This is a genomic window from Tissierella sp. P1, from assembly GCF_002266425.1.
In the GTDB taxonomy this organism is placed as follows: domain Bacteria; phylum Bacillota; class Clostridia; order Tissierellales; family Tissierellaceae; genus Tissierella; species Tissierella carlieri.
The window spans coordinates 89,067-111,362 of sequence record NZ_NPMN01000007.1 but is presented as its reverse complement, the minus strand read 5'-3'; the positions used below and the strand labels follow the sequence as shown (position 1 = coordinate 111,362).

At 29.5% G+C, this 22,296-nt stretch carries 28 protein-coding genes; all 28 read right to left on the bottom strand.

Features of this window, described 5'->3' with window-relative positions:
* Positions 1-7 precede the first annotated feature (7 nt).
* On the bottom strand, positions 8-1,057 hold the full coding sequence (ispG, locus tag CIW83_RS06930) for a flavodoxin-dependent (E)-4-hydroxy-3-methylbut-2-enyl-diphosphate synthase (protein ID WP_094900113.1): 1,050 nt from the start codon (positions 1,055-1,057) through the stop codon (positions 8-10).
* 12 nt (positions 1,058-1,069) lie between these two features.
* The gene (rseP, locus tag CIW83_RS06925) at positions 1,070-2,077 is read right to left on the bottom strand and encodes an RIP metalloprotease RseP (protein WP_094900112.1); all 1,008 of its coding nucleotides are present in this window, start codon (positions 2,075-2,077) and stop codon (positions 1,070-1,072) included.
* An 18-nt stretch (positions 2,078-2,095) separates the two neighbouring features.
* Entirely contained in the window at positions 2,096-2,872 is a 777-nt protein-coding gene (locus CIW83_RS06920) for a phosphatidate cytidylyltransferase (protein WP_094900111.1), read from the bottom strand.
* Complete coding sequence (locus CIW83_RS06915; protein ID WP_255374300.1) at positions 2,873-3,622, bottom strand: isoprenyl transferase; 750 nt, start codon at positions 3,620-3,622, stop codon at positions 2,873-2,875.
* Between the two features lie 51 nt (positions 3,623-3,673).
* A complete protein-coding gene (gene frr, locus CIW83_RS06910; protein ID WP_094900110.1) occupies positions 3,674-4,231 on the bottom strand; it encodes a ribosome recycling factor in 558 nt (185 codons plus the stop codon).
* Between the two features lie 2 nt (positions 4,232-4,233).
* Positions 4,234-4,947, bottom strand: coding sequence for a UMP kinase (gene pyrH, locus CIW83_RS06905; protein WP_094900109.1), 714 nt, complete (start codon positions 4,945-4,947; stop codon positions 4,234-4,236).
* Positions 4,948-5,014: 67 nt separating this feature from the next.
* Complete coding sequence (gene tsf / locus CIW83_RS06900) at positions 5,015-5,662, bottom strand: translation elongation factor Ts (RefSeq protein ID WP_094900108.1); 648 nt, start codon at positions 5,660-5,662, stop codon at positions 5,015-5,017.
* Between the two features lie 72 nt (positions 5,663-5,734).
* A complete protein-coding gene (gene rpsB, locus CIW83_RS06895) occupies positions 5,735-6,442 on the bottom strand; it encodes a 30S ribosomal protein S2 (RefSeq protein WP_094900107.1) in 708 nt (235 codons plus the stop codon).
* A 222-nt stretch (positions 6,443-6,664) separates the two neighbouring features.
* The gene (locus CIW83_RS06890; RefSeq protein WP_094900106.1) at positions 6,665-7,108 is read right to left on the bottom strand and encodes a hypothetical protein; all 444 of its coding nucleotides are present in this window, start codon (positions 7,106-7,108) and stop codon (positions 6,665-6,667) included.
* A gap of 12 nt (positions 7,109-7,120) precedes the next feature.
* Positions 7,121-7,432, bottom strand: coding sequence for a hypothetical protein (locus CIW83_RS06885; RefSeq protein ID WP_094900105.1), 312 nt, complete (start codon positions 7,430-7,432; stop codon positions 7,121-7,123).
* A gap of 11 nt (positions 7,433-7,443) precedes the next feature.
* Positions 7,444-8,829 (bottom strand): DUF342 domain-containing protein, encoded by a 1,386-nt coding sequence (locus CIW83_RS06880; protein WP_094900104.1) that lies wholly within the window; start codon positions 8,827-8,829, stop codon positions 7,444-7,446.
* A 10-nt stretch (positions 8,830-8,839) separates the two neighbouring features.
* Positions 8,840-9,589, bottom strand: coding sequence for a sigma-70 family RNA polymerase sigma factor (locus tag CIW83_RS06875; RefSeq protein ID WP_094900103.1), 750 nt, complete (start codon positions 9,587-9,589; stop codon positions 8,840-8,842).
* A gap of 20 nt (positions 9,590-9,609) precedes the next feature.
* Positions 9,610-10,098, bottom strand: coding sequence for a chemotaxis protein CheD (locus tag CIW83_RS06870; protein ID WP_094900102.1), 489 nt, complete (start codon positions 10,096-10,098; stop codon positions 9,610-9,612).
* A gap of 1 nt (position 10,099) precedes the next feature.
* Positions 10,100-10,714, bottom strand: a complete 615-nt coding sequence (locus CIW83_RS06865) for a chemotaxis protein CheC (RefSeq protein ID WP_201259712.1) — start codon at positions 10,712-10,714, stop codon at positions 10,100-10,102.
* Between the two features lie 12 nt (positions 10,715-10,726).
* Positions 10,727-11,158, bottom strand: coding sequence for a chemotaxis protein CheW (locus tag CIW83_RS06860; protein WP_094900101.1), 432 nt, complete (start codon positions 11,156-11,158; stop codon positions 10,727-10,729).
* A gap of 12 nt (positions 11,159-11,170) precedes the next feature.
* Positions 11,171-13,168, bottom strand: coding sequence for a chemotaxis protein CheA (locus CIW83_RS06855; protein ID WP_094900100.1), 1,998 nt, complete (start codon positions 13,166-13,168; stop codon positions 11,171-11,173).
* Positions 13,169-13,170: 2 nt separating this feature from the next.
* Positions 13,171-14,211: a chemotaxis response regulator protein-glutamate methylesterase gene (locus CIW83_RS06850; protein WP_094900099.1), complete on the bottom strand. Its 1,041-nt coding sequence runs from the start codon at positions 14,209-14,211 to the stop codon at positions 13,171-13,173.
* Entirely contained in the window at positions 14,212-14,877 is a 666-nt protein-coding gene (locus CIW83_RS06845; protein WP_094900098.1) for a flagellar brake protein, read from the bottom strand.
* Entirely contained in the window at positions 14,878-15,771 is an 894-nt protein-coding gene (locus CIW83_RS06840) for a MinD/ParA family protein (protein ID WP_094900097.1), read from the bottom strand.
* On the bottom strand, positions 15,764-16,471 hold the full coding sequence (locus tag CIW83_RS06835; RefSeq protein WP_094900096.1) for a 50S ribosome-binding GTPase: 708 nt from the start codon (positions 16,469-16,471) through the stop codon (positions 15,764-15,766). Before CIW83_RS06835 ends, CIW83_RS06840 begins: the two co-directional genes overlap by 8 nt.
* 13 nt (positions 16,472-16,484) lie before the next feature.
* Entirely contained in the window at positions 16,485-16,607 is a 123-nt protein-coding gene (locus CIW83_RS24270; protein ID WP_255374299.1) for a hypothetical protein, read from the bottom strand.
* Positions 16,608-16,708: 101 nt separating this feature from the next.
* The gene (locus tag CIW83_RS22725) at positions 16,709-16,849 is read right to left on the bottom strand and encodes a hypothetical protein (protein ID WP_201259711.1); all 141 of its coding nucleotides are present in this window, start codon (positions 16,847-16,849) and stop codon (positions 16,709-16,711) included.
* Positions 16,849-18,876 (bottom strand): flagellar biosynthesis protein FlhA, encoded by a 2,028-nt coding sequence (flhA, locus tag CIW83_RS06830; RefSeq protein WP_094900095.1) that lies wholly within the window; start codon positions 18,874-18,876, stop codon positions 16,849-16,851. Before flhA ends, CIW83_RS22725 begins: the two co-directional genes overlap by 1 nt.
* Positions 18,877-18,887: 11 nt before the next feature.
* Entirely contained in the window at positions 18,888-19,970 is a 1,083-nt protein-coding gene (gene flhB / locus CIW83_RS06825) for a flagellar biosynthesis protein FlhB (RefSeq protein WP_094900094.1), read from the bottom strand.
* A gap of 15 nt (positions 19,971-19,985) precedes the next feature.
* Entirely contained in the window at positions 19,986-20,753 is a 768-nt protein-coding gene (fliR, locus tag CIW83_RS06820; protein WP_094900093.1) for a flagellar biosynthetic protein FliR, read from the bottom strand.
* 11 nt (positions 20,754-20,764) lie between these two features.
* A complete protein-coding gene (gene fliQ, locus CIW83_RS06815) occupies positions 20,765-21,034 on the bottom strand; it encodes a flagellar biosynthesis protein FliQ (protein WP_094900092.1) in 270 nt (89 codons plus the stop codon).
* Positions 21,035-21,044: 10 nt separating this feature from the next.
* Entirely contained in the window at positions 21,045-21,806 is a 762-nt protein-coding gene (gene fliP, locus CIW83_RS06810) for a flagellar type III secretion system pore protein FliP (protein WP_235601248.1), read from the bottom strand.
* Complete coding sequence (locus CIW83_RS06805; protein WP_094900091.1) at positions 21,787-22,293, bottom strand: flagellar biosynthetic protein FliO; 507 nt, start codon at positions 22,291-22,293, stop codon at positions 21,787-21,789. The genes fliP and CIW83_RS06805 overlap by 20 nt, the downstream gene beginning before the upstream one ends.
* Positions 22,294-22,296: the final 3 nt, after the last annotated feature.

The following is a 22,296-nucleotide window of genomic DNA, read 5'->3' as shown; positions in this document are numbered from 1 at the left end:
GAATATATTATAACTTTTCTATTTCTTTTAATAATTCATCAAGTAAATTTTCTTCTCTGACCTTTTTTATTATTTCGCCTTTTCTAAAAATAAGTCCTTCACCTTTTCCTCCAGCTATTCCTATATCTGCTTCCCTAGCTTCTCCAGGACCATTTACTGCACATCCCATTATAGCAACTTTTATATGTTTATTAATTCCTTCAAGCCTTTTTTCAGCCTCTTCTACTATATTAATTAAATCAATATTTGTTCTTCCACAAGTAGGACATGATATTATTTCTAAGCCTTCATTCAATAGGTTAAGGGATTTAAGAATTTCTCTACCTACTTTCACTTCTTCTACAGGGTCACCTGTCAAAGATATTCTTACTGTATCTCCTATACCCATTGACAACAAGGCACCTATTCCAACAGAGGATTTAACAGTTCCCCTCCAAATTGGTCCAGCTTCAGTTATTCCTAAATGTAACGGATAATCTACCATATTAGACATCTTTTCATATGCTTTAATAGTAAGAGGTACGTTACTTGCTTTTAAAGAAATTTTTATATCATAGAAATCCATATCTTCTAATAATCTGATTTGTTCTAAAGCGCTATAAACCATAGAATCCTCATTTACACCATTATATTTTTCTAAAAACTCCTTCTTTAGAGAACCAGCATTTACTCCAACCCTAATAGAGATATTATTTTCTTTACAGGCTTTTACAACTTCTTTTACTTTGTCTAAAGAACCTATATTTCCTGGGTTTAACCTTAGTCCATCAGTTCCATACTTAATAGATTCTAAGGCTAGTCTATAGTCATACTGAATATCAGCAATTATTGGAATATTAATTTGTCTTTTTATCTCTTTTATAGCCTTTGCATCTTCCAAATCCGTAATAGCAGATCTAATAATGTCGCAACCTGCATCCTCTAATTTTTTTATTTGACTAATAGTAGAAACAATATCTTTTGTCAATGTATTAGTCATAGATTGAATTGAAATAGGGTTATCTCCACCAATTAGTACATTACCAACTTTGATTACCTTAGTTTTTTTTCTAATCAATTTTATCACCTACTAAAAAATATTAAATTTGAGTATATCTCTATAAGTTACTAATAACATTAGTGATATCAATAGAACAAAGCCAACAAAATGTATGAATCCCTCTTTCTCTGGAGCTATTGGTTTTCCTCTGACCAATTCTATTAACAAAAATACTATCCTACTTCCATCTAATGCTGGTATAGGAAGTAAATTGAAGAAGCCTAAGTTAATGCTAATAAAACCTAAGATATAGAGTAGATTATATACTCCAAGTTTTGCAGCTGCTCCTACTTCATGAATTACACCAACGGGACCTGATAAATGCTTAATTCCAACTTTACCTTTGAATATCATTCCTACGAAATCAAACATTAATCCTAGAAACATTAAAGTTTTTTCAAATCCACCTTTTATAGCTAAGGATATAGACTTTTCATATTTAGGTGCTATACCAATTATAGTTCTTCCTTCTTCATCAACTGTAGGTTTAACCATAAGTTTTTTTACTTGACCATCTCTTTCAACTTGTATTTCTATCTCTTTATTAGGGTCAGAGTTGTTTATGGAGTTAGCTATAGATTCCCAGTTATTTGTTTCTATACCATTTATGCTAATTATAACATCATTTGATATTAATCCACTTTTCTCTGCAGGTGAATCTGGCAATGCCTTATCTACTATATTTATTGGCATACCTATTCCGTAAGAAACAATGGCTAATATAACAATTGCTAAGATGAAATTCATAATTGCTCCTGCTGCTACAACTGCTATTCTTGACAATGCAGAAACCTTATTGAAACCTCTAGGATCGTCAGAAACTTCATCTTCACCTTCCATTTTTACATATCCACCAATTGGTAATGCTCTTAAAGTATATTCAGTTTCTCCTTTTTTCTTTTGAAATAATTTAGGCCCCATGCCTATAGAAAATTCATTAACTTTAATTCCTACAATTTTGGCTACGGCAAAGTGACCAAATTCATGTACTAATATTACCATCAAAAAAACAAATATTGCTGATACCGCTGTTAACATTTAAACACCACCTATATTTTAAATTAAAAAGATACTAATATAGTAGTATATTACTGGGACAGTAAAAATTATACTATCAAATCTATCTAATACACCACCATGTCCAGGCATTATAGACCCATAATCCTTTATTCCACAAATTCTCTTTATTTTTGAAGCCGCTAAATCTCCTAATTGAGCTATTACTGAGCAAACAATAGAAAGTAGAATAATTTTCCACATAGGATTTAAATTAAAGTATATTGAATATATGATAAGTAAAATAGTACTACCTAATATACCTCCTATAGATCCTTCTATTGTTTTCTTAGGGCTGATTTTAGGGCATAATTTTCTTTTTCCAAATAAATTCCCTGCTATATATGCAAATGTATCTGTACCAAATGCTATAATAAAAACTAGCCAAATATACTTACTATTATCTAAATATATAATATGAAAAAGCAAAAACGGAATATATGCTATTCCCAAAAGAGTTATTGATATATCCTCTATAGATATATTTTTATTAGTAATAAATAAGATAAGTAAAGTAATAATAAGTAAAGTAATAATAAGTCCTAAATATTTATTTTCTAACATAATATTTATAAACAATCCAGTTACTCCTAAATATCCTATTAGATAAATAGGCTTAATATTAACTTTCTCTATAGCCTTATAAAATTCTCTTAAACCAATTATCGAAACTATATAAACAGCAAAAGATAACAAATATCCTCCCTTTGAGACAATGAAAATTAATAGGATTAAACCAACTAAGCCACTAAAGAATCTCTTGCTTAAATCTTTCACTTATATTCCTCCAAATCTTCTATTTCTTTTTTGATAATCAATAATGGATAATAATAAATGTTTTTCTGTAAAGTCTGGCCATAGTATATCATAAAAGCAAAATTCTGTATAAGCTATTTGATATAACATAAAATTACTAAGTCTAAGTTCTCCACTTGGTCTAATAAGCAAATCAGGATCAGGTTGCCCTTTTGTATAAAGATAATTGGAAAAGTTAGTCTCATTTAAATCATCTATATTAATTTTACCCATTTCTATATCAATTAAAATGTTTTTAATTCCAAATATTATTTCATCTCTTCCACCATAGTTTAGTCCAATATTTAATATCATTCCAGTATTTTGGGATGTAGTTCTCATGGTTTTTATTACTTCATCTTTAGCATACTTTGGTAATTTTTCAATATCTCCCATAATTTGTACTTTGACATTATTCTTATGTAATTTATCTAATTCTCGCATTATATATTGGACTAAAATTTTCATCAAGCCTTGTACTTCCTCCAGAGGCCTCTTCCAATTTTCTGTTGAAAAAGCATAAAGTGATAAATGTTTTATCCCCAAATTAGAGGCAGCTCCAACAATTTCAATTACTCTTTCCATTCCTTCTTGATGACCGAAATTTCTTGGTAAAAATCTTTTTTTTGCCCATCTACCATTTCCATCCATAATTATTGCAACATGTTTCGGAAGATTTATCATATCAATTTGAGATTTAAGTTGTTCTATTGTTTGATTAATATCTGCCACATATATCACCTCATCACTAAAAACCCCTTCCTATGAAGAAGGGGTTTCTTATTATATTTCCATTAATTCGTCTTCTTTTTTCTTTGTTACTGCATCTAATTCTTCAATAAATTTATCAGTTATTTTTTGGATTTCAGCTTCTGCTAATTTTTTGTCATCTTCACTAATTTCTTTGTTTTTTTCCATCTTTTTTAATTGTTCATTTAGGTCTCTTCTTATATTTCTAATAGCAACTTTAGCATTTTCTCCATTTTTCTTAACTACTTTTGTTAATTCTTTTCTTCTTTCCTCAGTTAGCGCAGGAATCAGCAATCTGATTACTTTACCATCATTTGATGGATTTAGACCTAAATCAGATTTTAATATTTCTTTTTCGATTACCGGTATCAATTTTACATCCCAAGGTTGAATGACTAACATTCTTGGTTCTGGAGCTGAAACACTTCCTACTTGTTTTAAAGGTGTTATCTGTCCATAGTAATCTACTGTGATTTTGTCAAGTAATGACGGGTTTGCTCTCCCTGCTCTAATGCTTTGTAACTCTTCTTTGTAAACCGAAATAGTCTTTTTCATCTTTTCTTCTGCTTCTTTGTAAAGTCCAGTATACATAATTAATCCTCCTTTACATGTGTTCCAATTTTTTTACCTAAAACAACATTAATAATATTATTTGGTTCATCAATGCCAAATACAATTAGGGGAATCTTATTATCCATACATAATGAAGTTGCAGTTGAATCCATTATACCAAGCCCTAAGTTTAAAATATCAATATATTTCAATGTATCAAACTTCTTTGCATTGCAATTCACATTTGGATCTGAGTCATAAACTCCATCTACACCTTTTTTAGCTAGCAATATTACCTCTGCCTCTATTTCAGCAGCCCTAAGAGCAGCCGTAGTATCAGTTGAAAAATAGGGATTACCTGTTCCCGCAGCAAATATCACTACTCTCCCCTTTTCTAAATGCCTAACAGCTTTTCTTCTTATGTAAGGCTCAGCTATCTGTCTCATCTCTATTGCAGATTGTACTCTTGTGTCTACACCTAATTGTTCTAGGGAGTCTTGTAATGCAAGTGCATTCATTACTGTTCCAAGCATTCCTATATAGTCAGATGTGGTTCTATCCATTTCTTTAGTTGATCTTCCACGCCAAAAATTTCCTCCACCTACTACAATAGATACTTGTACACCCAAGTTGTGTAATTCTTTGACTTCCATAGATATTTGATTAATCATATCTATATCAATTCCAGCACCCTTAGGACCGGAGAGGACTTCACCACTTATCTTTAAGACGACTCTCTTAAATATTGGGTCCATCTAATTCACTCCTAATGTCAAGTATAGTGTTATTTAAATGGAGAACAAATGTATGTTCTCCATTTAATTACATATTAATTTGCTTTGCAACTTCATCAGCAAAGTTTTCTTCTTTCTTTTCAATTCCTTCGCCTACTTCAAATCTTGCAAATCTTCTAATCTTTAGATTCTCACCTATTTTAGCGATTTTCTCATTTAGTAAATCTCTAATCTTAACATCTGGATCCTTTATGAAGTTTTGGTCTAGTAGACATATTTGTTCAAAGAATTTTTCTAATCTACCCTCAACTATTTTAGCAGCTACATGCTCTGGTTTACCTTCATTAATCGCTTGTTGGGTAAGTACTTCTCTTTCTCTGGCTATTTCTTCTTCAGATACTTCTTCTCTTGATACATATTTAGGATTTGAAGCAGCAATTTGCATAGCTATATCCTTAACAAATTGTTTAAATTCCTCAGTCTTAGCAACGAAATCTGTTTCAGAGTTAACTTCTACTAAAACACCTATTCTACCACTATGGATATATGCCTCTACTAGGCCTTCAGCTGCGATTCTTCCTGATTTTTTTGCAGCTTTTGATAATCCTTTTTCTCTTAATAGGTCGATAGCTTTTTCTATATCTCCATTTGTTTCTACTAAAGCATTTTTACAATCCATCATTCCAGCGCCTGTTCTCTCTCTCAAATCTTTTACTATTGAAGCACTTATATTCATTCTATCCCTCCTATATTGTTAAAAATGGTAAGAGTAGAAGGGACCGCCCCTTTTAAACCCTTACCCTTTTATTTACTCTTCTATATTTTCTATTTGTTCCCCTTGCTTTCCTTCTAAAACTGCATTAGCCATAGTTTCTGTTAGTAGTTTAACAGCTCTTATAGCATCATCGTTACCAGGGATAACATAATTAACTTCGTCTGGATCACAGTTAGTATCCACTATAGCAACAACAGGAATTCCAAGAATTTGAGCTTCTTTTACTGCAATTCTTTCTTTTCTTGGATCTACAACAAACAGAACATCTGGTATTCTATTCATATTTTTAATTCCACCAAGGAATTTTTCTAGTCTTTCTGCTTCATGTCTTAATTTGATAACTTCTTTTTTAGGTAAAAGTTCAAAAATACCTTCTTCTTCCATTTTAGCTAATTCATGAAGTCTGTCAACCCTATTTCTGATAGTTTTATAGTTTGTTAACATACCACCAAGCCATCTTTGATTTACAAAATGCATATTACATCTTTTGGCTTCGCTCTCAATAGCTTCTTGAGCTTGTTTCTTTGTACCTACAAATAAAACTTCGCCTCCATCTGCAATAGCTTCCTTAATAAAATCATAAGCCTCTTCTACCTTCTTAACTGTTTTTTGTAAGTCAATAATGTAGATTCCATTTCTTTCAGTAAAAATATACTGTGCCATTTTGGGATTCCATCTTCTAGTCTGATGTCCAAAATGAACTCCTGCTTCTAATAAACCTTTCATTGTAATTACTGACATACTATTCACCTCCAAGTTTTTTTCCTCCATCCCTTTCATATATTAGAGGAACCATCAGGCACTGCCTCAAATATCAAGGAATGTGTGTAATCACTATAGTAGTATAACATACCATAATTCTTAAAGCAATCATTTTTACATAAAATTGTCTATTTTTTATAATCATAATATAACTTTGACCTGATTAGATTTTATGAAACATTTCTTTCATGCGTTAATGATTCAATGTAAGCTTTTTATATTCTCGTACATTTTTAGTATAATTTCAACCTCTCTAATACCTTTATTCAATTTTTTTGCGATCTCTTCATTTGTTAATCCAATTTTTTTTAGCTCAACGACATTTTTATGGATAGAGCTTGAATTTATGCTGACCATATCTGAGCTGTCATTACTTAAAAGATTATTATCACTATTAATGATAGAATTTAATTGTTCATTATGTATCTTCTCATTTTTTTTATTTATCATTTCTAATTTAGAATCAATTATTTCATCAAATTCTTCAATTATTTCCTCAGTAAGATTATAATATTCCTTTACCCTTTCTTCAATTTGATTTAAATCATTAACTGCAGTATTATGATTTGTCAAATCCTTTCTTATAATATAAATTGAATAAATAATTAAAATTAATCCAATTATATTTAAAATGATAGTTATCATCTTACACCTCTATTATATACGTATATCGATATTATTTCCTATATTTTTAGTATTTATTTTCTTATTAGTAGATTTTTCAGATTTTTTATTGTCCTTTTTCCGTGAATATCCTTGTTTATTTGATCTATTATCATCAGTAATTCTCGATTTGTTACTCTTATCTGTATCCATGACTTTTTTCTTGTTTTTGTTTATGATTTTTTCCTGTTGAATAAATCCACTTTCTACAATATTTTTGTTTTTAATATTTTCTATATACTTTGCACTTGATACTTCTTGAGTTTTTGGAAGCATAACATTGTAATCAATAGGTTTAATAGACATATTATCACCTCTTAATATGGTCCAATCCTTATATCTCCATCTTCTTTATAGAATGTACATCTTTTCATTTCATCTCTTATATACAAAAAACTATTTCCTATAATAATTTTAACACCTGGATAAATGGTATCAGCAACTTTTATCTGTCCCCTAGATAAAGTATTCATTTGATTTTTTACTTCAATTAATTCTCTTTCTACTTTACTAATTTCTAAACTTAGGGTTAATTGGGCTTTGCTGAGTTCATTGTATAACTCTTCTTTCCTTACATCAAGTTTATTTGATCTCTTTAATACCTCCAATACTTTTAAAGACTGATCTATTTTTTCAAGATTCTCTTTAGATGTTTTAAATTTTTCGTCTAATTCATCATGTCTTTGCTTGACATCTGGATCAATACCTACTTCCAAGACTGTTGTCGTTGCCATTGTAGAACCAATGATTCTAGCTCTGATTTCATACTTAGCTTTACAAACACCACCAACAATTAATCCTTTTTTTCCAAGAACAAGAATGTTAGACTTGGAAGACACATTACTATGCATAATAGCTTCTGCTGTTATATTGGATCCAGCATTGACAACAGAATTTTCAATAAACTTAGTAGATAAGTTTCCCGTAGTATTAATTGTTAATCTATTGTATCCTTGAATTCCTTGTCGTATTAAAACATCTCCATTAGACTCAATTAGTCCTCCCTCTACTGCACCCTTTACTTCAACAGAACCTCCTGCCCTTAAGGTAAAACCATTGAGAATGTCTTTATTCACAATTACATTTCCATCAAAATTTATATTACCTGTACTATTATCAATATTTTCCACTGACAGTACTTCAGAAACACTTACCTTACCATTCTTTAATTCAACTAATCCGTTACTTTCTGAAATCAAAAATATACCATCTAACGATACTTTAACATTTTTTCCATATTTAAATTTTGGCACCCTGCCTTTAGCATATGGTATTGTATCTCCATTAACTTTTTTTCCTTCTTCTCCATCGGTTGGAGGTATAATCTCAGCTAAGACATCTTCTTTGTTAACTGTATTAATAGAATCTAGCTCTCTATAGTCCACTGTCCCATCATCATTTAATTTAGGTAATAAAGGTTTTTCCATATCAAAATGATATTTGATACTTCCATCCTTTCCTGGTATTGGTACTTTCCCTTCAGCTATGCAAAACTTCTCTCCAGTGATTCTATTATCTAAAAGATTCTGTAATAGACTTTCTTTTAAGCCATATTTTATATGTTTTTTTATTTCATTTAATAAATCCTTATTATCAATCTGAATATAATCTTGATCTTCACCTTCATATTTTAATATAGTAATATAGCCATATAACCCATCTCTACTAATTTCAAGCACTATGTCATTACCGATATTATACATACTCCACCCCCTATGATCCTTTAACTATTCCTTCTTTTTCTAAAAAAATTTTAATTTTTAAAATAGCTTTGCTATGTATTTGTGAAATTCTGGATTCTGATAGTTCCATAACATGTCCTATTTCTTTATAAGTTAATTCTTCGTAATAATATAAGGAAATTACTAGTCTTTCATTTTTATTTAAGGCATCAATTGAAGTTGATAAAATCTCCTTTATTTCTTTTCCTTCATAAATATCTTCTGGTGTTCCTATATCCTGTTGAATTTCAGAAGAATAATCCCCTTTTGTTAACAGGACTTCTTCTAATGAAGAAACATTAAAAGTTGATATATCAGATAATAATAATTCTAACTCACTTAGTGAAATTTTTAAATGTTTTGCAATTTCTTCATTTTTGGGGCTTCTTCCAAGTTTATTTTCGAGAAAAGATATGGAGTTTTGCACATCCTTAGATTTTTTTCGCAATGACCTAGGTATCCAATCTAATTTTCTAATATTATCAATTATAGCCCCTTTTATTCTTATTTGAGCATAAGTTTCAAATTTAATATTTTTGGTTATGTCAAATTTATCAATACTGTCTATTAACCCTAGTACACCATATCCTAATAAATCATCATATTCAATTTTACTTCCATAAAAATTATACATTCTTCCTGCAACAATTTTAACTAAACTTATATAATATTCTATTAACTCTTTTTTTAATTCTTTATCTTTAGTATCAGTATATTTTATCCATAAGTTCTCAATATTCATTTGATTTCCCCCCATGGAAATTATATTGTTTTTTCTCCATGGCCAATAGTCCTGACTTGTAATGAACCATCATTAGCATTTAATATTATTGTTCTACCGAAATTTCCTCCAGTGTCTTCAGAAATAATTTTTATATTTAACTCCTTAAGCTTTGTTTTAGTAGCAATTACATTCCTTTCACCAATTTTTAAAATATCATTGCTAGAATTAAAGTTAAACATTTGGGATCCTCTGGCTATTTTAGCTACAAAATTATTTCTATCTCCACCTATCTTTATCATGACTTCTACTAACTCTTCAATTCCAGTATCTGCAAACTTTGCTTTATTTTCATTGTTTTTTATTTCTTTACTAGAAGGTAACATAATATGAGCTAAGCCAGCAATTTTATTGACTTTATCATATAATGTGATCCCTACACAAGATCCTAAGCCTAAAGTAGTTAAGAAGTTAGGTGATTTTGTTGCGTTGAGATCGGCCATTCCAACTTTTATAGTTTTAACATTCATCCTATTTTACCCCTAACGCTAATAATATTTTATCGAAAGAAGATAAGTCTGGAAGAAAAAATAAATTTCCAGCAACAAGATTTTGTTCTTCTTCGAAAATTGTTTCTATCATCAAAGCATGATCTGAAACATGTCCATATTGTATAGCTGGCACACTAAGGATAGCACCTGCCATATCAATTGAAATTGATGGAACAGATATATACATTTTTAATCCAGTAAGTGAAGAGAGTGAATTTGCATATGAAGAAGCGATAATATTCCCTACCTCAGATAATGCAGATATATCCATTTCATCAAGTTCCTTACCTTCTTTTTCACGATTATATAACATATTAGTCAAATTTATAGCAGAATTTATATCTAAGGCAAACATCATATTACCAACGATATCTTCCATTAATTCAAAATAAATTCCAATTACTAAGTTTTCTTCTCCTCCTAATATCTCAGCTACATCTCTAAACTCCATTATACGAACATTAGGAACCTTCATATCGATTTTCTTAGATATCATATTTGCTAGAGCAGTAGCAGCATTCCCAGCCCCAATATTTCCTAATTCTTTAAGTACATCTATCATAAAATTATTTAAATTATCAACATTGATTGTCATATTATTACACCTCTAATACTCAAGGACTTTTGATAATTCAAGTAATATTATCAATCTATCCTTAACCTTACCGATTCCTTGTATATAAGATAAGTTTTCATTTTCAGAAGAAGTAGGTGGATTATCAATGTTTTCTTTAGCTATTTCTATTACCTCAGATGAAGAATCTACAATTAAACCTGCTATTATCTCATCATGTGAAACAATTATTATACGAGAGTTATTATCTATTTCTTTAGGTTCCATATCAAGCTTTAGCCTTAAATCAATTAGACAAATAACCTCGCCCCTTAAATTAATAACTCCTTTAACATGTATAGGACCATTAGGTATTCTTGTTGTTTCTTGCATTTTCTCTATAGAAATTACTTTGTTAATAGGAATTCCATAATATTCTTTGTCTAGTTTAAATACTACATATTTATTGTCTATTACCTCAGACATGTTGATTCCCCCTTATATTAGTGAATTAATGTCTAGAATTAATGAAATATTACCATTACCAAGGATTGTAGCACCAGATAAATATTTTACTCCTCCTAAATATTTTCCTAATCCTTTAATAACAATTTCTTGCTGACCTATTAGGTTATCTACAATTAAACCTGCTTGTTTATCTCCCTTTTTTACTACGACAACTACTAAATCTTCACTCTCTCTATTATCATCTATACCTAGTATGTCTTTTAATCTTATAATTGGTAAAGTCATGCCTCTATATAATACAATCTCTTGTCCTTGCACATCTCTTATTTGATCATTAGAAATATTAATAATCTCCGTAATAGAACTCAAAGGAATCGCATATATTTCATCATTTAATTTTATTAGTAATGCCTGAATTATAGCCAATGTCAATGGAATTCTAATTATAAACTTAGTACCCTTATCCTTTACACTCTCAATTTCTATATTTCCATTTATTGATTCGATTTTAGATTTAACAACATCAAGTCCAACCCCTCTTCCTGAAACATCTGAAATGGTCTCAGCTGTACTAAATCCAGGTTCAAATAGTAAATTAATACTATCCTCTATTGATAAATTTTCAGCTTCTCTTTCATCTAATATTCCTTTTTCAACTGCCTTTCTCTTAATTAAATTATGATCCATGCCTCTTCCATCGTCTTCTACCTCGATTACTACATTGTTTCCATCTGGATAGGACTTAAGTACAACGGTTCCCACTTCAGGCTTCCCAATCTTAATTCTGTCTGCTGGTAGCTCAATCCCATGATCTATTGAATTTCTAATCATATGAATTAAAGGGTCTCCAATTTCATCAATAACTGTTCTATCTACTTCAGTTTCTTCTCCACTCATTTGTAAATCTATTTCTTTTCCTAATTCTTTAGATAAATCTCTTACTAACCTTGGGAATCTATTAAAAACTCTTTCTATCGGCACCATTCTAACTTTCATAACCGCATCGTGTAAATTAGTGGTTATTCGTTCTAAATATTCAATAGCTTCTGTCATATTTTCGCCAGTTGTCTTTTCACTTAAATCATCCATCCTAGTCTTGATTATTATTAGTTCACTGACTAGGTTCATTAGATTATCTAATCGGTCGATATCAACTCTAACAGTCTTTCCAACTTTACCAGAGTGAGTTTGAGTTGTCTTCTCACTTTTAACATTAACTTCATCCATTATAATATTTGAATCAGTAGGTATTTCTGATTCTTTTGGCTCAATTATCTTATTAGAATTATTATCCTCAGAATCTGTTAAAGTAATGTTTTCTATTTCCGATATCTGATTTAATTCACTTAATATAATTGATTTATCATTATCACTTACTAAAAGAACAGAAAACTTTAAATCAAATTTCTCATCTTCAATATCTTCAACAGACGGATTAGAATAAATAATTTCTCCAAAGGTTTCTAAAGTATTAAATATAATAAAAGCTCTTGCAGATTTTAACATACATGATTCACTTAAAACAAAATCTATTCTGTATATATTCAAACCTTCTTTTTTTGCTTTATTTACGGCTTCTAAAACAAAATTATCAATCTTTAAATCATCAACAGGGATATTTTCATGTTTTCCATTTTTTTCTTCATTTAATAAATTTGTTAATTTATTTATTATTATCTGGTTATTATCATCTTCTTCTGTTCCGAAATCTATAATATGACTTACTGAAGAATCTAACGCATCAAAGCATTCAAATAAAATATCAATTATATTTTCTGAAAGCTCTATATCATTATTTCTTGCAGCTTGCAAAACATTTTCCATCTCATGAGTTAAATTAGCCATATTATGAAATCCCATAGTCCCAGACATACCTTTAATTGTGTGAGCTACCCTAAAAATCTCATTTATATGTCCCAAGTGAGAAGGATTTTTTTCTAATTCTAATAAAACATCATTCATATTTTGTAAATGTTCTTTTGCTTCTTCAACAAATATATTTATATATTGACTAATATCTAAATCCATGACTACACCCCCACTTTATTTATTATTTTATTTGCAATTTTGTCTAGAGGCAATATTATATCTATACAATTTGTAGCGATAGCCGACTTAGGCATACCATATACAACTGAGGTTGCTTCATCTTGGGCTATAGTATAGCTACCAGATTGTCTCATTTTCATTATACCGTTTGTTCCATCAGATCCCATACCTGTCAAAATAACACCTATTTTTGAGTATCCACTGATTTTAGCTACTGACTCCATCATCTTATCAACAGTTGGTCTTAACCCCATAACCTGAGGTTCTTGATTTAATCTTATTACAAGGTCATTAGACTCTTTAACCACTGTCATGTGATAATCTCCTGGTGCGATATAACCACATCCTCTTGATAATACATCTCCATCTTCAGCTTCTTTAATTTTAATATTAGAAATGGAATTTAATCTATCAGCTAAAGACTTCGTAAATTTAGGTGGCATATGTTGTACTATAAGGATAGAAGCATTAATATCACTAGGTAACTCTGAAATCAAAGATTGTAAAGCTCTTGGACCACCTGTTGAAGTCCCGACAGCTATAATATTTTGAAATCCTTCATAAGTTATATTTAACCTATCCACTTTTACTGTAGTTGTTTTTTTAACAGTTTCCTTAATATAAAATTTTGACTTTGCACCAGCCTTGACTTTTTCTACAATTTCTCTTTTTATATCCGCTTGACTTAAACTAAAAATATTTGTAGGCTTAGGTAAAAAATCAACTGCACCTTCATCCAGTGCTTTTAATGTAAGCTCTGCCCCTTCAGAAGTTAGAGAACTAATCATTATAACAGGTAGTTTATACTTAGATACAATATGTCTTAAAGTTGTTAAGCCATCCATTAAAGGCATCTCAATATCTAAAGTTACTATATCGGGTTTTAAGATTTCTATCTTATCTAAGGCCTCTTGTCCATTTCTAGCAGTACCTACAACAGATATTTCAGTATCTGAACTAAGTATGTCTGTTAATATTTTTCTAATTAAAGCAGAATCATCTACTATTAAAACTTTTATCATCTATATCAGCCCTTTTAATCTTAAGATTCTTTGTTTTTCAAAAATATATTTGATGATCACTTCTCTATCCTCTTCTCTCATCTCTAAAAATGAAACCCCAATACTAAATCTATAATTAAAACTATTGATTTCTTCTGTTCTTACAACTAAGGCTTTAGATTTTATTAAATGATCACCTATTTTAAATGAACAAATTATCTCATCTCTTACTTTATGTTCGTAATTACAATAAAGTTTCATTCCACCGCCTGAAATATCTTTAGTATCACATGTTTCAATTAGTGTTTCAACATTATCGCCTTCAACTGTTAAATGTTCTTTATATACACTTAATGTAGTCAAAAGCCTATAATGGTTTCTTAATTGAATTTTATTAATTTCAGATATTTTTTTTATGTGTAAAGTATATATAGAAGAATAATTTCTAGATAAAACCTTAGCAGTAAAATAATAATTTCCTTTGTTTTCAACATTATATGAAACTCTTATATGCTCATCCTTGTGTATAAAAACTAAATTATTCTGCTTAATTGGACCGCTAATTATTAATTCTTTAGGTTTAATTATATCTAAAACCTGTGATGGATATGAGATTTCTTCTTTATCATTTATTTTTATAATTTCAATCTTCGCACCTATATTTAAAGAATCAAATGTGAAACTCACTTAATCACCTCTCTTGAAAAAAACATCTAATATTCTTTTGGCAAAGCTTGTCTTATCGCTTTCAGTTTTTAGAGATTCATTTCCTAAAAACCCCATAGCCATTATATTTATTCTCTTAGAAATGGGACTATTTGGATGTGAAATTATAAACGGTATTTGATTTCTTACGGCAAAATTAACTAGGTCATTTTTTTCTATATACCCTAAATAATTAATTTGAACTCTTAGAAAATTATTTGCTGCATTACTTAATTTATCATAAATTTCCTTGCCCTCATTTCTATTATTAACTAAATTACAAACAACATTTATTTTGCCTGCAAATCCAGAATAATTTATTGATTTTATTAGTGTATAAGAGTCCATAAGTGAAGTTGGATCTGGAGTACAAATAACAATTAACTCATTAGAAGTCATAATAAAATCAGTCACAGAATTAGAAATTCCAGCTCCTGTATCAATTATAATATAATCTGTAGCCGTTTGTAACTTTTCTATTTCTTGAATTAACTTTGGAAAATTATCATCTTTAAGTAATCTCAACTCTTTCAATCCAGAACCGCCAGAAATAATCTTAATCCCTTCTGGACCATCAGTCATTATTTCAAATATATCTTTATCTGAAAATATTATATCTGATATGGTATTGTTAACATTGAGACCAGCTAGTATTTCAATATTACTTAATCCAATGTCAGCATCAATCACTACGACTTCATAACCTAGTCTTCTAAGAGATATAGAAAAATTTATAGCGAAATTGGTCTTACCCACCCCACCTTTACCACTAGATATTGCAATAACCTTTGCTTTATTTTCAGTTAATGGTTCTCTTTCATTTCTTATATCTCTTGATTGCATAATTTTTCTTAGTTTTTCTGCCTGATCAATCATTGTTATTCTCCTCAATGAGTTTTTTAACAATATTTTCAACATCAATGATTTGAATGTCATCTGGAACATTCTGACCTGTCGTAAAATATGAAAGCTCTTTATTCGCAATATGTTTAATATTTAAAATATTCCCGTAGTTTTCGGCTTCATCAATTTTAGTAATAATTAATTTGTATTCATCTAAAAAGTTATATTTATCTATTACTGATTCCAATACCTTATAGTCAGTAGTTGCACTAACTAATAAAAATACTTCCTTTTTTTTAACCGTATTCAGTATCTCTTTTAATTCTTCTACTTGTCCTAAGTCGTTATGATTTCTTCCAGCAGTATCTACTAAAATAATATCTTTATTTTGAAAATGATCAATTCCCTTAATCATCTCTTCTTTATTATAAGCTATTTCTAATGGCAATTGCAAAATATCACTATAAATTTTTAATTGCTCTACTGCAGCAATCCTATATGTATCTGAGGTAATTAAACCAATGTCATATTTGTTTTTTAAAACAAAATTTGCAGCTATTTTAGCTAGAGTAGTTGTTTTACCTACACCTGTTGGGCCAATAAAGAAAATAACTTTTTGCTCCTCATTTACTATAATAGGTCCAGGACTTCCTAAGCATTCAGCTAAATTAAATCTTACTATTTTCTCGATAGTATCTGTATCTTTTTCTTCTAAGTTTATTTTACTATTCATTTTTTTAAATAATTTAATTGGCAGTCTCAGGATCTACACCATTATTTACTATTGTGTTATAAAACTTTTTTAAGACAGGTGAAAAAAATTCATCTTCATTCTTATTTACAGAAATATTCATTACAAGATTTCTCAACTCAACTAGCTCTTCATTGATACTATTTAGTTTGTTTTCATATTTGCTAATGGTATTTTTATTTAATAAATCTTTATCTTCAAATGCAGCCGTGATCTCAACTAAAGGTTTCTTAAAATATCTAAATAAGCCCTTAGGCTAATAGTTTTTGTATTTAATACAACTGCATCAGGCCCTAATTCCATTTTTAATTTTAACATAGCCTCATGGGCTGTTTGACCAACATATTTCTTTATTTTCATTATATACCTACCACCCCAACTGATTGAACTTCCACAGAGGATTCTAGTTCATTATAGGATATGACTACCACGTCTCGAGTCATTTGCTCAGTTAATTTCTTAAAATACAGTCTAACAATTGGTGCTGTAAGCACTATGGGTTGTTCACCAATAGAAGTAAGTTTTTGTATAGTTTTAAAAGTATTATTTAGAATTGTCTGTGCCTTATTAGGTTCTATTGATAGATATGAACCAGTTTCCGTTTTATTAATTGAGTTCATAATAAGTTCCTCTACCTGATTATCCAATGTCACTACACTTAGATTGTTATTTTCAACATATTTATTAGTAATATACCCAGACATTTTTTGTCTAACATACTCCGTAAGTAAATCAGTATCACTAGTAATGTTTCCATAATCTGCTAATGTTTCTAGTATAGTAACCATATCTCTTATACTAATTTGCTCTCTAAGTAAATTAGATAAAACTTTTTGTACTTCACCAAGAGATAACACTTTAGGTACAACTTCCTCAACAACAGCAGGAAATTCCTCCCTTACATTTTCAATTAAAGTTTTTACATCTTGTCTTCCAATTAGTTCATAAGCCTTTTCTTTTATTACTTCTGTCAAATGAGTAGCTATTACAGACGGTGGATCGACTACAGTATATCCAAATATCTCTGCCTTTTCTCTTTCCTTTTCTGTAATCCATTTAGCAGGCAAGCCAAAAGCAGGCTCTATAGTGTCTATACCTTCTATATTACCTTCTCCAATTCCTGGATCCATTGCTAAATAGTGATCAAAATAAACTTCTCCCTTTGAAACTTTAACTCCTTTTATCTTAATTATATACTCATTTGGATTCAATTGAATATTATCTCTTAATCTAACTATTGGAACTACTAATCCCAATTCCATAGCAATCTGGCGTCTAATCATTACAATCCTATCTAATAAGTCTCCACCTTGATCAATATCTGCTAATGGTATAAGACCATATCCAAATTCAAGTTCAATATCATCAACTTTCAATAAGTTTAATACATTTTCTGGTTTCCTCAATTCATCTGCCTCTGTAATTTCATCTATATGCTCACTTATTTCTTCCTTAACAGTACTCTTTGTTTTTAATCCAGCAATAATAAATATAATTCCCAACAAGATATTGGCGAAGTTTGGTAAAGGAGTAAATACTCCAAGCATAATCATAACTCCTCCAATTATATATAAAATAATTGGATTGTTAGAGAATAACTGTTTAATTAAATCTTGTCCAAGATTAGATTCAGAAGCTGCCCTAGTAACTACTAAACCTGTGGCAGTTGAAATAAGTAATGCAGGAATTTGCCCTACTAGTCCATCTCCAACTGTTAATAACGTATATCTCTGAAGTGCTTGACTCAAAGGCATACCTTTTCCGATAATCCCAATAAGAAAGCCTGCACCAATGTTTATAATTGTAATAATAATACCTGCAATAGCATCTCCTTTTACAAACTTACTGGCTCCATCCATAGCGCCGTAAAAATCAGCATATTTTTGCACATCTTTTCTTCTTTTCTTCGCCTCTTCTTCAGTAATTAGACCAGAATTCAAATCAGCATCTATAGCCATTTGTTTACCAGGCATTGCATCTAAAGTAAATCTAGCAGCTACTTCTGAAACACGCTCAGCACCTTTAGTGATTACTAGGAAATTTATAATAACAATAATGAAGAATATTATAAATCCAACAACATAATTTCCCCCAATTACAAAGTTTCCAAAAGCTTCTATAACCTTGCCAGCATCTGCCTCTAAAAGAATACCCCTTGTAGTTGAAATATTAAGGGCAAGTCTAAATAATGTAGTAAGTAATAATAAAGATGGAAAAATAGTTATCTGTAAAGCATCTTCGGCGTACATAGATAATAATAGAATTAATAAGGATAGAGAAATATTTAAACTTAGTAAAAAATCTAAGACACCTGTATTTATGGGTATTATTATTATAAGTATTATTCCAATTACAGCTAAAGCTACCAATATATCTCCTAACTTCATTTTCTATCCTCCTAGAATTCGTCTTTTAAACTATAAACATATGCCAATACTTCAGCAACTGCTTCATATAAATCTTCTGTGATAATATCACCAATTTCAATTGAATCATATATAGCTCTAGCCAATGGCTTATTTTCTATTATTGGAATCATATTTTCCTTGGCTACTTTTTTTATATTTTCAGCTATTATATCTACTCCTTTCCCAATAATATAAGGAGCATCAAATTTATCTTTATCATATTTTATAGCAACTGCATAATGAGTAGGGTTAGTGATTATTACATCTGCTTTTGGTATATCTTGCATCATCCTACTCATAGCTATTTTTCTTTGCTTTTCTTTTATTTTTCCTTTAATGAATGGATCTCCTTCAGTTTGTTTATACTCTTCTTTTATTTCCTGTTTACTCATCATAAGATTCTTTTCATGTTCTCTCCACTGAAAAAAATAATCCATAATTGCTAAGACTAATAAAATTCCTAAAATTCTTATAACAAAACCATACATTAAATTGGAAAAGTTTATAAATGACTCAAAAGGTTCCATACTAGAATATTTAATCACTCTAGTCACTTGACTATTTGCATATTTTACAGCAATATACCCAACTAGAGTAACCTTCAAAATAGATTTTACAAGTTCTACTAAAGCACGTTTTGAAAATATCTTTTTAAAACCTTCAACAGGATTTAGCCTATTAAATTTTATTTTTAACGTCTTAGTAGTAAATAAAAAACCTACTTGAAAATAGTTGATAATCAAAGAAGATAAAAAAGCAACTATTAGAATAGGTGAGCTTATTATTATAAAAATCGTTGAGATATTTAGAAAATTAATCATTAAGTTATTGGGATTTAAAAAAACTTCTACATTACTGATTTCAGTAAAAATATCAACCATAAATTTTTTTAATTGCTCACTCATAAATCCCCCAAATAACTTTAACCCTAAAAAACAGCTAAAGAGAATTACAACTGTGTTAACTTCTTTACTTTGGAGTATTTGTCCTTCTTCCCGAGCATCTCTTCTTTTCTTAGGGGTAGGCTTTTCAGTTTTTTCAGAGAATAGTTGCAAATTAATTTTTATTATCATAATATCAACCTTATATTAAGTCTTAATAAATTTGTATATATCATTAACTATTAGATCAAAAATACCATTTATGGCAGTAAAAAAAATAGGCATGCTGATTAAAATAATTAATAACCCAATTAGTACCTTGAGAGGCATTCCAACAACAAAAACATTCATTTGAGGAATGGTCTTTGATATAATGCCTAAAACTACGTCAGTAAGAAATATTATTGCTACTATTGGCGTACTTAGCTTAAATCCAATTTCAAAAGATCTAGATAAAGAATTTATAAGGAGATTCATAGTATCTCCTGTATATTTAAAACCACCAATAGGTAAGAAATTATAGCTATCTACTAAAGCCGATATAATTAAATGATGACCATTAAAGCTCATTAATAAAAGAAATGATAGAATATAATAAAAGTTTCCCATTAATGGAACTTGTATCCTGTTTAGGGGGTCTATTACATTGGCCATTCCAAATCCAATTTTCATATCAACAATTTGTCCCATTACATAAAAAGCCGAAAAGAAAGCATAGGATATGAATCCAATAATTACTCCTACCATCAACTCCTTTAATATAAGTAATATCAATATCTCATTACTAAAATCAGGAGGAATTGATAAAGTTGATGTTATTAATAAAGATACTGAAAAAGACAATCCTATTTTCATTATATTTGGTATGTTTTGAGAACTAAAAAAAGGTGAAAAAATAAAAATTCCTGATGTTCTTACCATAACTAATAAAAATAATTGATACTTACTAAAAATTAATTCCATAACTGCATCCATAGTAGTCACCCTTAATAAATATACATATTAATATTTGTAAGTAACTCTGATGTAAATTGAGTTACCAATTTTATTATCCAAGGGCCAAATAAAAGCAATGATAAGAATACCGCAACAATTTTAGGTACAAATGCAAGAGTAGCCTCCTGTATTTGCGTAACAGCCTGAATTACACTAACAATCAGCCCAACAACTAAACTAATTATCAGCATAGGGGCAGAGACAAAAAGTACTGTTCGTATAGCATCTTGAGCAAGTTTTAGCATATCTACATTATTCATAATATCACCCCTATTTAAATCCAAGTACTAATGATTTTACAATCAAGTTCCATCCATCAACAAGTATAAATAATAATATCTTAAAAGGTAAGGATATTATTACTGGCGGTAACATCATCATTCCCATTGCCATTAAGGTACTTGCAACTACCATATCTATAACTAAAAAAGGAATGTATATAATAAAACCTATTTGAAATGCAGTTTTTAATTCAGATATTATAAAAGCAGGAATTATTACGTGAGTAGGTATTTCATCTAAGTTACTTACGTTATCTGTTCCCTTCATACTCATAAATAGTCCCAAATCCTTATCTCTCGTCTGTTTAAACATAAAATCGCGAACTGGTTTCATAGCTCTTTCAATTGCTACATCTTGAGTGATTTCCTCTCTAACAAATGGTTGAATAGCTTCATTGTTTATTTCTGTAGCAATAGGTGTCATAATGAAAAATGTTAAAAACAAAGCTAATCCAATAATCACCTGATTAGGAGGAGTTTGCTGAAGACCTAATGCGTTCCTTATAAAGGATAAAACAATAAGTATTCTAGTAAAACCAGTCATCATTATTAATAAAGATGGTGCTAAAGTAAGAATTGTTAGAAGAAAAAGCAATTGAAGAGAAAATACATAATTTTGCGGGTTATTATTATCTTCTAAACTAACACTTTTTCCAAATAAGGATATAGATGGCTCAGCGGAAGCAATGTTTGTAAATACAATTACTAAAACAATAGAAAGAATAATTATTTTAATATTTTTTTTCATCATTTCTGTCTTCCTTATCCTTTTTGATATTAAACTTATCAAATAAGTTTTCTAATTTCTTATTTATTTTATTATCATCATTGTTTCCATGTAGATATTTACTTAAATAATTATCAAAATTTTCTTCATGAGTGGGAAAATTATCCGCTTCAATTGTATCAATAACATTTGTGTTGTTATCAGCTACCGATAAAATATATATTTTATCATTAATTTTAGCTATGATAATTTTAGCACCACCTGGAATATTTATTACATCTAATAAAGAGATATATTTACTAGATGTAATTCCTTTAAAATTTTTTGCAATAAGTTTCGTTCCGTATAAAGTAAGAAATATAACTAATATAAATATCACAATATAAAAGATCAACTGAAAAATTATCTTAGTTGGACTAATTTCCTCATATCCCGCAGCATAAGCCGGTAACCCGTATAAAGTTACGAAGATAAATATAAATAACAAATTGATTCTTTTTATTTTGCTCATATT

Excerpts from the sequence above, each read along its gene's own strand:
- rseP (WP_094900112.1), bottom strand. The coding sequence starts at position 2,077 with ATGTTAACAGCGGTATCAGCAATATTTGTTTTTTTGATGGTAATATTA.
- frr (WP_094900110.1), bottom strand. The coding sequence starts at position 4,231 with ATGTATACTGGACTTTACAAAGAAGCAGAAGAAAAGATGAAAAAGACT.
- pyrH (WP_094900109.1), bottom strand. The coding sequence starts at position 4,947 with ATGGACCCAATATTTAAGAGAGTCGTCTTAAAGATAAGTGGTGAAGTC.
- tsf (WP_094900108.1), bottom strand. The coding sequence starts at position 5,662 with ATGAATATAAGTGCTTCAATAGTAAAAGATTTGAGAGAGAGAACAGGC.
- rpsB (WP_094900107.1), bottom strand. The coding sequence starts at position 6,442 with ATGTCAGTAATTACAATGAAAGGTTTATTAGAAGCAGGAGTTCATTTT.
- CIW83_RS06890 (WP_094900106.1), bottom strand. The coding sequence starts at position 7,108 with ATGATAACTATCATTTTAAATATAATTGGATTAATTTTAATTATTTAT.
- CIW83_RS06885 (WP_094900105.1), bottom strand. The coding sequence starts at position 7,432 with ATGTCTATTAAACCTATTGATTACAATGTTATGCTTCCAAAAACTCAA.
- CIW83_RS06880 (WP_094900104.1), bottom strand. The coding sequence starts at position 8,829 with ATGTATAATATCGGTAATGACATAGTGCTTGAAATTAGTAGAGATGGG.
- CIW83_RS06875 (WP_094900103.1), bottom strand. The coding sequence starts at position 9,589 with ATGAATATTGAGAACTTATGGATAAAATATACTGATACTAAAGATAAA.
- CIW83_RS06870 (WP_094900102.1), bottom strand. The coding sequence starts at position 10,098 with ATGAATGTTAAAACTATAAAAGTTGGAATGGCCGATCTCAACGCAACA.
- CIW83_RS06865 (WP_201259712.1), bottom strand. The coding sequence starts at position 10,714 with ATGACAATCAATGTTGATAATTTAAATAATTTTATGATAGATGTACTT.
- CIW83_RS06860 (WP_094900101.1), bottom strand. The coding sequence starts at position 11,158 with ATGTCTGAGGTAATAGACAATAAATATGTAGTATTTAAACTAGACAAA.
- CIW83_RS06855 (WP_094900100.1), bottom strand. The coding sequence starts at position 13,168 with ATGGATTTAGATATTAGTCAATATATAAATATATTTGTTGAAGAAGCA.
- CIW83_RS06850 (WP_094900099.1), bottom strand. The coding sequence starts at position 14,211 with ATGATAAAAGTTTTAATAGTAGATGATTCTGCTTTAATTAGAAAAATA.
- CIW83_RS06840 (WP_094900097.1), bottom strand. The coding sequence starts at position 15,771 with ATGATTGATCAGGCAGAAAAACTAAGAAAAATTATGCAATCAAGAGAT.
- CIW83_RS06835 (WP_094900096.1), bottom strand. The coding sequence starts at position 16,471 with ATGAATAGTAAAATAAACTTAGAAGAAAAAGATACAGATACTATCGAG.
- CIW83_RS22725 (WP_201259711.1), bottom strand. The coding sequence starts at position 16,849 with ATGAAAATAAAGAAATATGTTGGTCAAACAGCCCATGAGGCTATGTTA.
- flhA (WP_094900095.1), bottom strand. The coding sequence starts at position 18,876 with ATGAAGTTAGGAGATATATTGGTAGCTTTAGCTGTAATTGGAATAATA.
- flhB (WP_094900094.1), bottom strand. The coding sequence starts at position 19,970 with ATGATAATAAAAATTAATTTGCAACTATTCTCTGAAAAAACTGAAAAG.
- fliR (WP_094900093.1), bottom strand. The coding sequence starts at position 20,753 with ATGGATGCAGTTATGGAATTAATTTTTAGTAAGTATCAATTATTTTTA.
- fliQ (WP_094900092.1), bottom strand. The coding sequence starts at position 21,034 with ATGAATAATGTAGATATGCTAAAACTTGCTCAAGATGCTATACGAACA.
- fliP (WP_235601248.1), bottom strand. The coding sequence starts at position 21,806 with ATGATGAAAAAAAATATTAAAATAATTATTCTTTCTATTGTTTTAGTA.
- CIW83_RS06805 (WP_094900091.1), bottom strand. The coding sequence starts at position 22,293 with ATGAGCAAAATAAAAAGAATCAATTTGTTATTTATATTTATCTTCGTA.